8 protein-coding genes are annotated in these 14,115 nt (G+C 60.0%); 4 read left to right on the plus strand and 4 right to left on the minus strand.

What is annotated here, in order from left to right; genetic code table 11:
• Positions 1 to 75 precede the first annotated feature (75 nt).
• Entirely contained in the window at positions 76 to 3,507 is a 3,432-nt protein-coding gene (locus AB5Z20_RS05135; protein ID WP_368156538.1) for a SpaA isopeptide-forming pilin-related protein, read from the plus strand.
• Positions 3,508 to 3,572: 65 nt separating this feature from the next.
• On the opposite strand, the gene AB5Z20_RS05140 is transcribed toward AB5Z20_RS05135, so the two are convergent.
• Together AB5Z20_RS05140 and AB5Z20_RS05145 are read right to left on the minus strand one after the other, a co-directional pair.
• Complete coding sequence (locus tag AB5Z20_RS05140) at positions 3,573 to 3,791, minus strand: hypothetical protein (protein WP_329738778.1); 219 nt, start codon at positions 3,789 to 3,791, stop codon at positions 3,573 to 3,575.
• A gap of 22 nt (positions 3,792 to 3,813) precedes the next feature.
• The gene (locus AB5Z20_RS05145; protein ID WP_368156539.1) at positions 3,814 to 6,951 is read right to left on the minus strand and encodes a hypothetical protein; all 3,138 of its coding nucleotides are present in this window, start codon (positions 6,949 to 6,951) and stop codon (positions 3,814 to 3,816) included.
• A 198-nt stretch (positions 6,952 to 7,149) separates the two neighbouring features.
• Between AB5Z20_RS05145 and AB5Z20_RS05150 the strand changes: the two genes are divergently transcribed.
• Positions 7,150 to 8,172 (plus strand): helix-turn-helix transcriptional regulator, encoded by a 1,023-nt coding sequence (locus tag AB5Z20_RS05150; protein ID WP_368156541.1) that lies wholly within the window; start codon positions 7,150 to 7,152, stop codon positions 8,170 to 8,172.
• A complete protein-coding gene (locus tag AB5Z20_RS05155) occupies positions 8,159 to 9,076 on the plus strand; it encodes a helix-turn-helix transcriptional regulator (protein WP_368156543.1) in 918 nt (305 codons plus the stop codon). Before AB5Z20_RS05150 ends, AB5Z20_RS05155 begins: the two co-directional genes overlap by 14 nt.
• On the opposite strand, the gene AB5Z20_RS05160 is transcribed toward AB5Z20_RS05155, so the two are convergent.
• Together AB5Z20_RS05160 and AB5Z20_RS05165 are read right to left on the minus strand one after the other, a co-directional pair.
• Positions 9,073 to 11,967: a helicase C-terminal domain-containing protein gene (locus tag AB5Z20_RS05160; protein WP_368156545.1), complete on the minus strand. Its 2,895-nt coding sequence runs from the start codon at positions 11,965 to 11,967 to the stop codon at positions 9,073 to 9,075. The two genes, AB5Z20_RS05155 and AB5Z20_RS05160, sit on opposite strands and share 4 nt — an antisense overlap.
• The gene (locus tag AB5Z20_RS05165; protein WP_349090258.1) at positions 11,961 to 12,926 is read right to left on the minus strand and encodes a D-alanine--D-alanine ligase family protein; all 966 of its coding nucleotides are present in this window, start codon (positions 12,924 to 12,926) and stop codon (positions 11,961 to 11,963) included. Before AB5Z20_RS05165 ends, AB5Z20_RS05160 begins: the two co-directional genes overlap by 7 nt.
• A gap of 85 nt (positions 12,927 to 13,011) precedes the next feature.
• Between AB5Z20_RS05165 and rlmN the strand changes: the two genes are divergently transcribed.
• Positions 13,012 to 14,064 (plus strand): 23S rRNA (adenine(2503)-C(2))-methyltransferase RlmN, encoded by a 1,053-nt coding sequence (gene rlmN, locus AB5Z20_RS05170; RefSeq protein ID WP_368156546.1) that lies wholly within the window; start codon positions 13,012 to 13,014, stop codon positions 14,062 to 14,064.
• The last annotated feature ends 51 nt before the right edge of the window (positions 14,065 to 14,115 follow it).

Consider the following 14,115-nt stretch of genomic DNA (forward strand, 5'->3'; position numbering starts at 1 on the left):
GCATGAACCATGGCGGTAGCCTCATCCCAAGCGCCGCGGCCTCCCCGTGCGGCGCACGAGGGATAAGGAGCAGCCATGTCCAACGCACCCACGCACTCTGTCCACAGCGCAATCGCAACAGGTCCGCTGCTCCTGCTCCTCTTTTTTCTGATCGGCTGCCTGACCCCAGGGACCGCACTCGCCGTCGACGGGAGTGACGCCCTTAATTTCCGCACCATAAGCGACGGTTGCGGCCCCTTCGGTGTCGGTAAATACGAGGCACAGGACACATCGATTTCGTACTGTATGAATCAAGACTGCCCCGGCCCCAGCAAGCCGGGAGGGCCATGGCGCACATATAACCAGGGCTGGACATGGCTCGATGACGAATTTGCCGCCATCGTCTGTCACGGATACCCCTCCAGTACATCCTTTGGCGGCCACAACCTGTCGCCCGATCTCGCCCGTGCCGCCACCCAGATTGCCGTGTGGATGCTCAACGGAACCACGCGCCCCGACGGCACCTATTCGTATACAAATAGCAAGGGAGTTGCCAGGAGCGGTAGGTTTTACGAAAACGCCGAGGCCGTAGCGGCTGCACGTTGGCTCTACGACAGCGCTAAGTCCGGATCCATTAAGGCAGCCCCACATCGAGCCAGGCGTTATCACGGCCCGGTCTCGGGCGAGGGTCGACACCAGGACATGCTCTATGTTCTGCCCGCCGTCTCCGTATCTTTCCAAAAACAATCGTCCCAGGCTGGCATCACCGCCGGCAACGACACCTACAGACTCGGTGGCGCAACCTTCGATATCTTTGAAAGTGCGGGCGATGCACGTGTCGGCACTATCCAGATGGACGAAAACGGGCGTGCACAAGCAACACTTTTGCCCAATACGGCATATTACCTGGTCGAAACCAAAGCCCCGGCAGGCTATATCCCTCGAAGCGACCGAATAGCCTTCACCACACAAAACAGCGGCGAACATGTCACTATTAGCGAGCAGCCCGGCACCATCACTTTGCGTATTGTAAAAATCGATGCCGCCACGGATGCCGGCGCCCAGGTTGGAGCGTCGCTTGCGGGCGCTGAATTCACCTGCGTCTCGCAATCAACTCCCGGCTGGACTCGCACCCTTACGACCGACGAAAACGGACGGGCGATCCTCAATGACGTTCCTCTGGGCACCTTTACCATCTACGAATCGAAAGCGCCCGAGGGCTACCTGATTTCAAACGACAGCTGGAGCTACACCGTCGGTGCCGAGCAACTCGGAGATACGGGCATCGTTGAGCTCGAAAGCCGTATTCCCAACATCCCCATCGCCTTTGACCTTGAAATCTCGAAGTTTAAGGACTATGGCGATAACGATGAGTCCGGCCTTGAGCAGCCGGCGGAAGGCGTCGTCTTTGAAGTTATCAGCAATAGCTCCCAACAAGTCGTCGGCACGTTGACCACAAACGTTTACGGCTTTGCCTCCACCAAAGACCAGCCCGAAGTATGGTTTGGCGCAGGCAAGCGACCCGCCGGCGCTCACGGTGCCATTCCCTACGACCGCGCGGGCTACACCGTTCGCGAGGTTGCAGAAACGGTCCCTGAAGGATTTAAGCAAGCAGGGGAATGGACCATCACAGCAGAGCAGACCGCAGACGGCGCCGAACTTCAGTACATCGTTGACAACCATGCCTTATCGACACACCTTCAAATCGTAAAGCGCGATGCTCAGACCGGCGGCACCGTACCACTTGCAGGCTTTGCGTTCCAGCTGCTCGATAGCCATCACGAGCCCGTCTCGCAAACATGTTGGTATCCGGCCCACAATGTAATGAACGCCTTCACAACCGATGCAACCGGCTCTGTCACGCTGCCCGAATCACTTAATCCCGGAACATACTACGTGCGCGAGGCATCGGCCAAGGAACCGTATCTGCGCGGAGAAGACCTGGAGATAACGATTCCCGCCGACAGGAATCTGACACCGGTCGCCGTCGCCTCGTTCTATGACGACGCCGCAACCGGAAGCATCGAAATCATTAAGACGGATACTGTAGATGGGCGCGCCCTCGCTGGAGCCACGTTTGACATCCGCGCTGACGGCGACATCGTGCGAACCGACGACAGCATCGTCGCCCTGGATGGCGAAACCGTCGCCACCGTTACAACCGACGAACGGGGGCATGCGCGAGTCGACCATCTTTCGCTGGGATGCGGTACCGCCACCTACGAGGTCGTCGAGACACAAGCGCCCGAAGGTTATCTGCTCAACCCGACCCCACATACTGTGAAGTTGTCGTACGCTGACCAGCAAACGCCCGTGATCGAAGTGCACCTTGACGTTTCCAACGACTACACCAAGATCGATGTCTCCAAAGTCGACGCGTGCGGAGGTCAGGAAGTGACAGGCGCCGAGCTTGTCCTCTGCGACTCCAATGGCAACGAAATCGATTCTTGGACTTCATCCGGCAAACCGCACCACATTGAGCACCTTTCGCCCGGCACCTACACCCTGCGCGAAACGATGTCTCCGCGTACCTACGACCTCGCCGAGGAGATAACGTTTGAAGTAAAAGCCACGGGAGAAGTTCAAACCGTAGCCATGAAGGATACCCCCATCGAGATCAGGGGAAGCGTCGATAAGCGCCAAGAGATTGCACAGCCAGTCGTAAGCAAACTCGTTGCCAACGGCGACGGAAAAAACCGAGCCAAAGCACGGGCCAATACGCAAGGCGCCTTCTCCTATACCATCGACGCCAAAAATGAGTCGAGCACCTGGGTCGACGAGTTAACCATCACCGACGACCTTGAGTGCGTCAAAGATGGTGCAGCGAAACTCGTTGCCGTTGAAACCCCCATTGCGGTCGGTGATCTAAACGGGCTGTGCAACGTGTGGTATCGAACGTCTCCGGCAGGAACAAGCGATACGGGCAGGCAGGTCAATGCAACGCTTGACGACGGGCGCCACAATCCTTGGCTCGAAACGGAAGAGGCTGCAAAGCTGCTGGGCGACGATGTGCGTCTCGTCGATTACGACGGGTGGCACCTATGGAAAGCAGATATCCCGACGGACAAGTCCGTCACGCTCGATACGAAAGAGCTTGATCTTACAGACGACGCCGTCATCACGGGCATCCGTTTTGAATACGGTGCGGTAGCCGCCGACTTTACAACCAGAAGCGAGGCGGGTTCTTGGACCCGGGAAGACCTTAAAGACGAACACGACGATCTTGACGATGCCAAGGCGGTCCTTAACTCGGATGCCCGAGGCGCAGTCGTGCTTATGCAGGCAACGTCGTCCTATACGCCCCAAACCGCACTTGCCAACAGCGCGCGCGTCGATCTTTGCCGCAACGGCGGTGGCGATAAACTCGAGGCGCATGATGAGGACCGCGTCATCCAACGATGCACCCTGCCTCAGAACCTGCCGGCAACGGGATCTGTTCCTGTCGCCGCATGCATCACCGCACTCCTGACCTCGGGCACGGCAGCCATATGGTTCGCTCGCCTTAGGTCAGCCACAAAGAGGCGCTAGCACGACGAAAAAGCGGGCGAGCCAGTCTCCCGGCTCGCCCGCCTTGGGCATAAACGATGAATCGGCTATTCAGCAGATGACGAACCGCCATCGATGGCCGCCTGATCGGACTCGGAAATACCGTCAGCACCCAAACTTTGCTCTTGCTCCACCTCTTCGTTCATTGTTGTCTCGGGCGTCGAGCCCTTAACGCCAACGACATACGCGGCCCCAAAACCCAATGCGACAGCGATAAGGGTCAAAATCAGATAGATGGGCCAATGGCGCTTGATATACGAAAACACGCTGACTCCTTAGCGGGTCTGTCTACGAACGACGAATGACCTCGGTCACGACCTCGGACACCGTAGCGATATTGGTCGGATTGACGTTGTACGGCAGGTCATCCTCGGTGCGAGCGCAGGCAAGGCGCGGGCCGTCCACACCGGCGATCGTAAGGGCGCGACGGCTCGCCTCGAGCGCTGCGGATGCATCGGTTTTTGCATAGGGCATCTCGAACGCACCGCAATCGACGTGGAACGACTTACACACCTTGCTGACCAGATTCATGATGCGGCGATCGCCCTTAAACAGCTGCTGCTCGCCCTCGACCGTCACCACCGAAAGCCTGCCGGCACCGATAGACTCAAGGTTGATGAAGAACACACCGCGGAGCTTGTCACGATGCGAGGCCAAAAACGCCCTCATGCCGGCGCCGTCGCAATCGGACGCGCCCGTTGCGACGAACCAGATATCGTGGCCGAGCAGCTCATCGTCACCCATGGAGGCAACGGCCGAGAGCATATCCTCGGCAGAAGCACCATCGGAGGAAGTGGCGCCGCCCTTCCAACCGTCGTCGTCATCCTCGAAGTTATCCCACGAGCCAATGCCGCGGCCAGACTTCTTGGCATCGTAATCGTCCTCGACGCCCAGCCAGTCGCTCATGCTGTCCTGCTCGTTCTTCTTTTTGCGACCGAACAAGCCACCCAGGCCACGCTTCTGCGGCTTGGCGCCCGTCGAAGCAGGAGCCGAGATGGTCTCGAGCGGCTGCGCGCCCGAGGAGATGGGCATGGGGGTCGCAACCGGTGCCGATGTGGGCTCGGGCCCCTGCGCCGTCGCAAAGGGATCATTTGTCTGTGCCGAAGGATCGGGAAGATCGAACAGCGACGTGCGGGACGCGACGTTGGCCTGTTGCATCGAAGGCAGCGACGGATCGGGGACCGAGGCCAGCGGCGACGAAGAGGGCGCAGGCGCGGAGGCCGGATCGGGGATATTCATATGCTGGCGCGCAGGCACCTGAGACGAAATCTGCGCCATGAGGGAGTCAACTGTCTCGTCCTGCGTGGGAGCGACATTGGCCACCGTGGCACCGGGGTCGCTCGGCGCGGGCATGGTAAAGATCTGCGTAGAATAAGGCCTGGACTCATCCGTCTTGGGAGCCTCGTCAATCGCAGGGGACTCCTGCTTCATAGCAGGAGCCTCGACCTGCTCGGGTGCGCTGGCCTCAACGGAATCGGCCTCGTCAACAACCGAATCATCGGCGACGTCCTGGGCATCATCGGAGATGGGAAGGGGCTCGGCAATTGCGGTGCCCTGCTTCTCAAACGTCATCGTGGCATCGAATGACATGGTGCCATCGACCGGCTGCTGCGCCTCGAAGGACGTCGTAGCCTCGGCAACGTCAGCGGATGTCGGCTGCGGAGCCTCGAAGGACGTCGTGGCGCCGGCAACATCGACATGCTCCGGCTGCTCGGCCTCGCTCTGCTCGAACTCCTGTGCCGCACGCTCACGCTCGGCCTCGGCGGCCTGCTGCTGGGCGATGGCCTCCCGCTCGGCGGCCTCGCGGGCAGCGGCACGCTTTTCCTCAAAGTCGTCGACGAACTTCTTGCCCTTCGCAAAGGCGCCCTTAAAGAAGCTAGAAGCGCTGGCACCAATCGAGGAGAACGCAGAAGCGATATCGGCATGGGGCGTTGTCGAGGGAAGCTCGGCCGAGAAATCGGTGTCACTCTCATAGGACACGCGCTGCGGATACTCGTCATAGTCTTCGTCGGCGGTCTCGTCTTCAACCTGTGCCGGAGCGGCAGGCGCCAGAATATCCAGACCAGCTGCAGAATCGAGCACGGGTTTATCGTCAGGCTCCGCGGAAGCAACAGGGGCAGCGACCGGCTCGGCGGGAGCAACAGCCGTATTGGCCGCGGGCGCAGGCTCCTGTGCAACGGGAGCAGGCTCCGGCTCAAACGTCGGCTCCTCGCCCTCTTCGTAATCGAGCGTGCAGGACTCGGGAAGCATGCCGAGCGCGCGGATGGCATCCGAACCAAAGCGGATATTGCCGGCGGCATTGCGATAGAGCTTGGGCTCGGGCTCGGCGGCTTCGACCGCCGCAGGCTCCTCCGCCGGCTCGGCGGCAGACTGTTCCTCGGTGGACACTTCGGCCTGGGCAGTCTGGTCTTGAGCCTCGGGGGCGATAACGCCGATCAGCGTCTCGTCGGCAGAGGCACCCTCAAAACCATCGATCTGTCCATCAAAAGCCTCGTCCTGCTCGGGTACATCGACAGGCGCCACCGGCTGGCCAAACTCATCCTCGTCGTAGGAAGGCTCCTCATATTCAATGGTGTTACCGTAGTCGTTTTGCTGCTGGGCCGCGGCATACTCGGCCGCCGCGCGCGCCATTTCCTCGGCGCGACGCTTCTGCTCGCCAAAATAGGTATCGAACGGAATGTCATCGGGGAACTCGTTTTCGCCCTGATAGGGGGCAACGTTGTCCATGACACCGAGCATAGCGGCAACAGAGGACTTGTTGCACACCGCGCCAGACGTGTAGGGAAGCACAAAACGGTTGGAGATGATATTGGCGGCGTTGGCCAATGCCACAAGGGAGGCCAAAATCGCGACAACCCACAGCAGTACCTTGAGCACGCCGGGGAGCGGCAGGATACGCAGGATGGCGACAGCCGCGGGCGCGATCGTGGCGACAGGCAGGAGCTTGGCGATGAGCGCACGATACGGAGCGTAGGGCTCGCGAGCAAGGAGCTCGGCACGGGGGGAATCATAGTGGGCCACCACGACGACCGGGCGGTTGCGAGGAGACGCAAGCGGGCCCGAGGCCTTGTGATAGGCGATGACATTTTGGCTCACACCGGTCTTTCCCAGGCGCGAAACCACGGGATGCCCTGTGCGCTCGAGTACGTAGAGCACGGCACCGACAATGGCCAGCAAGGTGCCGACCAAGCCGATACCGCCGCCGATGCCCATCAGCAGGGCGCCGGCAAACGCCAGGATACCGGTAACGGCAAACGCCAACCTGCTGGGCGCGGGAGCATTAAATTCCTGCACCTCGGGGTCAAAGCCGTGGCTGCGGAAAATCTGAGCGATATCCTCGGCAGCCAGGCGCTCTTCTTCACTGCACGCCGGCGTAATGCCGGTGTTCTGCAGCAGGTGGTTAATATAGTTCTGGGTGTTCGCCATGTGCGCTCCACATCCATAATCCGACAAATAGGCCCAATGCATGCACATTAGAACCGTATATAGTCGAAAGTATACCCCGAGCGAGCGCAAACGACCGAATTCGGGCCATCTTAACGCCGCGAGCGGACAAGGATATAGCCTAATCTCCATATCGGACTAAAATCATGGCATCAAACGACCTTCTCATGCGAGGATTCTATGACGGCAAGCGACGCGACCGCGACAATTAAAAAGGGGGCACCCGAGCCCGGTTTCGATAAAACGGCTCAGCGCATCCTCAACCTTTTCTTTGTACTCAACAGTTCTCCCGAACCGCTGACGACCGAGCAAATCGTCCTGGATTCCGATTTGGGATACGGCTCGGGCAATATCGACTCAGACAAGCGCAAGTTCCGCCGCGATCGCGACAAGCTGCTCGAACGCGGCATCGTTATCAGGGAGGTTCGTGCTGCCGGAGCGAAGGAAACCGAGGAGAGCGCGTGGACGATCGACCGCGAGCACACGTTTGCCGCGGGCGGTCTCATCACCGCAGACGATGCCGACATCCTGCTCAATGCCATCGATCAGACACTCGCGGCAGGCTCATCCACCTTTGCCGCGCCTCTTGCCGACATTCGCTCCAAGATTGCCTACCTCACCGGCATGTCGACGACAGGAGAGGCACCGATCCGCCGCTCTCCCGCCGTCGATGCGGTATGGAGTGCTTTTGCCGAGCGTTGCGCGCTGCGCTTTTTGTACCAAAACGGACGCGGCGAGCAACGCGAACGGACCGTTTGCGTCTACGGCATGTTCGAGCGCGAGGGTGCGGCATACTTCTGCGGCCTCGACAATGCCACCGACAATATCAGGACATTCCGCTGCGACCGCATCATTCGCGCCTGGAGACCTTCGAAGGCCTACGCCATCCCTGCGGATTTCAACCTCAACGATTACTTATTCTTTGAGTTTGATTTTGCCGACCGCCCACCCGTTGCGGCTACGTTCTCGTTCGCGCGTGAAGCGCAGGCCGATATGATCAGCGGTCTCACACGCGGACGAGGCGAACTCACGCGCACCGAAGCAGGTTGGACCTGGACCGTTGACGTGCGCGACTTTGAAGCCGCAGCCTCGTTTTGCATGGCCCATGCCATGGATGGCATGAGGCCCGTCGCCCCCGATGCTCTCAAGCAGGCGTGGAATCGCCTCATCGAAAGGACGGTGCACGAGCATGCCCGTGCGTAAACTCACCAGCGAGCAAAGACTCTCGCGCGCCATCGACATCATGGAGGCCCTCTACGCCGCCGGCGAGAATGGCATGACACGAGACGAGCTTTGCAGCCGCTTTGATATCACGGGGGCATCACTCGACGAGATTCTCGAGATCGTCTCGACGCTTGCGGACCGAGAATCGGGCGCACGTATTATCTGTGAACGCCGCGGCGAGTGCGTGGTCCTCACCGGTGATGCGGGGCGCGTGCTGCCGCTACGCCTGAGTGCCGCCGAGGGCGCTGTGCTCAACCATGAACTTGAATCATTGGGGATCGAACCCCAGGCGGCGGCTCGAATACGGCGAGCTCTTCTTCCCAAAGAGCTCGGTTACAACCAGCGCGTCTTTGACACCGTCGCCCACGGATCGCACTGGCAGCAGCTGAGCTGCGCCATTCGGGACGGCGTTCGCTGCCGCATCTCGTATCGCTCGATGGATGACACACAAGCGCGCGAGCGTTTGGTCGACCCCTTGCGCATCACAACAAACGGCGATCAAACGTATCTGATTGCCTGGGATGTCGCGGTCGATGAACAGCGTACCTATCGTATGGATAAAATCGAGGGCTTGGTCTTGACCGACGACTCCGTCGTGCGCCACGCACCGGAGCCCGCGACCCTCCACGACTCCCTCGCCCAGGCGGAGCGGAGCGCGAAGCTTCTCATGCCGCGCGCCTTGGCGGAGCGCCTAGACTGGCCCGGCATTATGTCGATTGAACCCAATGGGGCGGACAGCTCAACAGTGAATGTGCGCTACGGCTCCGAGCGCTGGCTGTTAAGCCAGGTAATCGCAGCGGGCGGGGCCATCCGCATCCTGGATGACCCCGCCCTGTCAGAGCGTCTGTGCGATATGGCAAAATCCCTCGTCTGTCCGCTTTAGCGGCGCCGCTCGTGGCGTGCGCGCCACAGCTGTAGATAGTGCCCGATTTGTGCCGACTCGATGCGCTGATAGGAGCTCGTGGGCAGCGACGTTAAGAATTTCTTGCCGTAGCCCTTCGTCACCAGGCGCGGGTCGGCCAAGATGAGTACGCCACAATCGGTCGATGAGCGAATGAGGCGACCGGCTGCCTGCTTGACCTCGAGCACGGCCTCGGGCAGCGAATAGCGCGCCCAAGCGCGGTCTTCGCGCAGATTGCGCTCGCATGAGAGCGGGTCTGTGGGGCTCGAGAACGGCAGCTTGGGGATGATGACGCAGCGCAGCGTCTCGCCGCTGGCGTCAAACCCTTCCCAAAAGGCCTTAAGCGCAAAGAGCGACGAGGTCGGTTCGTTGATAAAGCGGTCGCGCAGACGGCGAGGAGACGAGTTGCGCTGCTGGCAGTTGAGTTCCAGACCCGCACGAGCCATCTTGGGCTCGACGCGAGCGTACAGCTCCTCCATGTCACGCCTGTTGGTGAACAGCGTGAGCACCGAGCCGCCCATGGCGAGATGAGCGTCGACCAGCACACGCTCGAGCGCCGAAAGATAGCCTTCGCGGTCGCGCGGATCGGGGATATCCCCAGCCACGACCACGGCCATATTCGAATCGAAGTCGTAGCTCGAATCCAAGTGCAGCGACGATGATGTCGAGGCACCGATGCGATCGAGGCCGACGGCGTGGTTAAAGTGCTCAAAGCTCTTGGAAACCGTCATGGTCGCCGAGGCAAAGATAGCCGTGTGGACCTCGGGCAACCACTCGGTTGCCAAGGCCTCGCCAATATCGATGCGCTCCGCGGTCATCGACTCGCCGCCGGCACGCAATCTGCGATTGACTTGCAGCGAGTACACATAGTGTTCATCGGTACCGTCGATGATGAGTTTGAGGTTCTCGGCCAGCTCGTGTAGGCGGCGCGAGATATCACCCAGGTCGACAACAACCTCGGGCTTGTCGGCGGCGACGGCTTGTACCAGCGCGTCGACGCTCTTGTCAGCTTGTTCCAATGCGTCGATGGCAGTGCAGGCCGACTGTAAGAAATCATGCCAGTCGTCAGATTCGCGCAGCTCGGGGCCAATCCATAGGTTCGCATTGTCATAGCCCCCGCGGGCACGGCGGCCGAGCTCGCGAACGCCGTCAAACACGTCGGCGATTGCCATGCTCGCGCGCGCAACCGTCGACGTCGCCTTGGCGGTTAGACCCAAGTAGAGCGTAGAGCCCTCCGAGGTTGCCAAATCGCGGGAAACCTGGCTCAGCGCGCCGGTGCTCGAGCCACCCAGGCGCTCAAACAGAACGCGCGATTCATCCGCCGACACCACGCGCGCCCATTGACGGCGCGCCTCGCGCTCGATGGAGTGGGCCTCATCGATCACCCAGTGACGAATCGGAGGCAAGATTCTGCCCTCGGCCGCAACATTGCGGAACAGCAGGGAATGGTTGGTGACCACTACATCGGCATGCGCCGCGCGACGGCGGGCGCCGTGGACCAGGCATTTATCGGGGAAAAACGGGCATAGGCGACGGGCGCACTCGCGCGACGCCGTCGTAAAGTCGGGACGGTTGACGCTGCGCCAGCGAATGCCGAGCGAGTCGAGGTCGCCATCGGCCGACTGACACACGTACGCCGTGATGACCGCGACTGCCGTAAGCGTGTCGGCAGGATCACGCTTAGTCGTAATTTCGACTTGCCCGCGGCTCATGCGCTCAAGCTTGCGCAAGCATGGATAGTGGTCATAGCCCTTGAGGGCGCAAAACGATAGGCCTCCGTCCAGCTGCTCGGCAAGTTTGGGCAGCTCATGATACATGAGCTGGTCGGCAAGATTATTCGATTTAGTCGCGATACCAACCGTGATGTTGTTGCGGCGCGCGGCCTCGGCAAAAGGCACCAGGTAAGCCATCGATTTGCCGACGCCCGTGCCCGCCTCAATCACGCGATGCGTTCCCGTAACGAGTGCATCACGGACCTCGAGCGCCATCGCGATCTGCTCATCGCGCGGCTCGTACGTGGGATACATGCGATTAACCAGGCCGCCCGGGGCATAGTCCGCCTCGATTTCCTCGCGGCTCGGCATCTTAAGGACCAGTAGCTCGTCCGCATCAACGCGATCATCGGCCCGATCGGCCTTGAGTACGTCGGCGCGGGCGGCGCTGAGAGAGAAGATGGAACCGGGGTTCTGCCCCGCCAAGAACGAGAAGATAGGACGATAGGACCAGGGTACGTCGGGGTGCATGTCGGCCAGGCGCGCCATTAAGCCCTGGGGCAAGTCGGTGAGCGCCACGAGTAACACGCGCCATACGCCACACAGGGCGTCGACATCGGCATTGGCGCGGTGCGACACCGAGTCGCAGCCAAACAGGTCGGCCATGAAAGACAGCTTATGCGATGCCAGGCGCGGAAGCGCGATGCGCGACAGTGCCAGCGAATCAATCCAGATGTCGCTGACGTTGACACCGCCCTTGACCGACTCGATAAACGAGCGGTCGAAGGTGGCGTTATGTGCGATCACCGGGCAGCCGCCGACAAAATCGGCGAGAGCGGCCACGGCATCGACGGCCGATGGGGCATCTGCCACATCGGCGTTTGTAATGCTCGTGAGCTCGGTAATCTCGGCGGGAATCAGCTGCTTGGGATGCACGAAGGTATCGAAGCGGTCGACGATCTCGCGGCCCGAAAGGCGGGCCGCCGATATCTCAATAAGCTCGTTGTCCTGCACCGAAAGACCCGTGGTCTCGGTATCGAGGACGATAACATCTTCCTCGATGAGACCAAACGATTGGGTTTTGGCGCGCTCGGCAAGCGTGGCATAGGAGTCGATGACAAACTGCGGCGTTCCTGATGAAACCGCGTCCTCGATTAGCATGCAATGCCCGCTCGACGAAGACCCATACGGATCAGGCTGTCACAGACCTGCGGGAACGTCATATCGTCGGTGTGGCGGATCTCATCCGGATACAGCGACGTATCGGTCATGCCGGGAATGGTATTGGTCTCGAGGATAACGGGGCCGTCCTCGCTCACGATAAAATCGCTGCGCGAGATGCCCAAGCAACCGAGCGCCCTATGGGCGGCACAGGCTAGCTCCTGGGCACGAGCGTAGTTCTCGGGCGAAATCTGCGCCGGAATGCGATGAATGTCCGTAGGGTCGACATACTTCACGTCCAGATCGTAGAACTCGCAGTCCTCGGGCTTACGGATCTCAACGATCGGCAGAGCGCGCACGTCATCCTCGCCGTATACGCCGACGGTGATCTCGGTACCCTCGATACACTTCTCGACCAGCACTTTGTCGCCGTACTCAAACGCCTTGGCGATTGCCGCGGGAAGCTCGGAGGGCTCATGGACCAGGGAAATGCCATAGCTGGAACCGTTTACGGCCGGCTTCACAAAGCAGCGCTCGCCACAAACCTCGACGATATGATCGATATCGACTTCATCGCCCACTTCGAGCGCCAGGCCGGGGGCAATGGGAATGCCCGCCTTGGCGTATAGGAGCTTCGAGACCTCCTTGTCGGCACCGCAGGCGCTCGCCAGCACACCCGACGCCGTGTAGGGGATACCCAGGGTCTCCATGGCACCCTGCATGGCACCATCCTCGCCGCCGGCACCGTGCATGGCGATAAACGCCACGTCAAAGCCGCCGGTCGCCATGGTTACCATAAAATCATCGGCAGCCGTGTCGAGCAGCTCCACCGAAGTGTAGCCAGCCTCCTTCAAGGCCACCACGACGTTCTTTCCCGAATTGAGCGAGATCTCGCGCTCGGCGGAATGACCGCCCGCCAAGACCGCTACGTGCATGTTCTCTAGGCTTTTACCCGGCATGGGCAGACTCCTCCTCTATAATTTCTGCAGCTGATACCATATTGTAGCGATACCCTCTACGTTTCCCCAAAATCGAAAGGCTTCCATGAATCCCAGGACTAAATCTCAGGACATTCGCGACTTGAGCCAAAACGATATTCGCGAGCTTGTGGCCGAACTCGGCCAGCCCGCCTTCCGCGCGAAGCAGCTCATCGAATGGGTCTTTGAGAAGAACGTTTGTTCGTTTGACGATATGACCAACCTTCCTAAGGCTTTCCGCGAGCAGCTTAAAGAGGCTTTTGCCTTCGACACGCCGACTGAACTCACCAAACAGGTTTCCAAAGATGGCTCTCGCAAGTATCTGCTCGAGTACCACGACGGCATTTCCGTCGAGACTGTCGGTATGCCCCGTCGTAACAAGCTTTCCGTCTGCGTTTCTACTCAGGCTGGCTGTGGCATGGGTTGTGCCTTTTGCGCTACCGGTCTCAACGGCCTCAAACGTTCTCTGACCGCTCAGGAAATCGTCGACCAGGTGTTGCACGTCTCGAATGATTTTGGCGAGCGCGCCACAAGCGTCGTTTTCATGGGTCAGGGCGAGCCGTTTGCCAACTACGACGAGGTTCTCAAGGCACTGCGCATCCTTAACGACCCCGATGGCATCGGCATCGGCGCCCGTCACCTTACTGTCTCTACCAGCGGTATTATTCCTGGCATTCGCAAGTTTGCCGACATTCCCGAGCAGTTTACGCTCGCTGTGTCGTTGCACTCCGCCATCCAGTCCACGCGCAACAAGATTATGCCTGGCGTCAAGAAGTACACGCTTCTGCGCCTTCATGAGGCGCTGCAGCTCTACACTGAGAAGACTGGACGCCGCCCGACCTATGAGTACGCCATGATCGAGGGCGTCAACGATACGAATCCCGAAATGCAGGCGCTCTGCGACTTCTGCGAGGGAACCCTGTGCCACGTTAACCTAATTCAGCTTAACGACATCGAGGGCAGCCCGCTCAAGCCGTCTCCGATTCATAAGGTCGAGGATCTTCAGCGCCGCCTTGAGTCTCGTGGCATCGAGACCACGATCCGTAACTCGCGCGGCAATGATATTGATGCTGCCTGCGGTCAGCTGAAGCAACGTTTCAAGGTCCAGAAGAACGCATAGGGGAGTCTGTACCCCATAACGTTTCATGTGAAACATCCGACAGCCCTGGTT

The sequence above is a fragment of the Collinsella aerofaciens genome (assembly GCF_040910245.1).
In the GTDB taxonomy this organism is placed as follows: domain Bacteria; phylum Actinomycetota; class Coriobacteriia; order Coriobacteriales; family Coriobacteriaceae; genus Collinsella.

Bases quoted from the DNA above. Each gene is read 5' to 3' on its own strand.
- AB5Z20_RS05135 (WP_368156538.1), top strand. From the start codon at position 76: ATGTCCAACGCACCCACGCACTCTGTCCACAGCGCAATCGCAACAGGT.
- AB5Z20_RS05145 (WP_368156539.1), bottom strand. From the start codon at position 6,951: ATGGCGAACACCCAGAACTATATTAACCACCTGCTGCAGAACACCGGC.
- AB5Z20_RS05150 (WP_368156541.1), top strand. From the start codon at position 7,150: ATGACGGCAAGCGACGCGACCGCGACAATTAAAAAGGGGGCACCCGAG.
- AB5Z20_RS05155 (WP_368156543.1), top strand. From the start codon at position 8,159: ATGCCCGTGCGTAAACTCACCAGCGAGCAAAGACTCTCGCGCGCCATC.
- AB5Z20_RS05160 (WP_368156545.1), bottom strand. From the start codon at position 11,967: ATGCTAATCGAGGACGCGGTTTCATCAGGAACGCCGCAGTTTGTCATC.
- AB5Z20_RS05165 (WP_349090258.1), bottom strand. From the start codon at position 12,926: ATGCCGGGTAAAAGCCTAGAGAACATGCACGTAGCGGTCTTGGCGGGC.
- rlmN (WP_368156546.1), top strand. From the start codon at position 13,012: ATGAATCCCAGGACTAAATCTCAGGACATTCGCGACTTGAGCCAAAAC.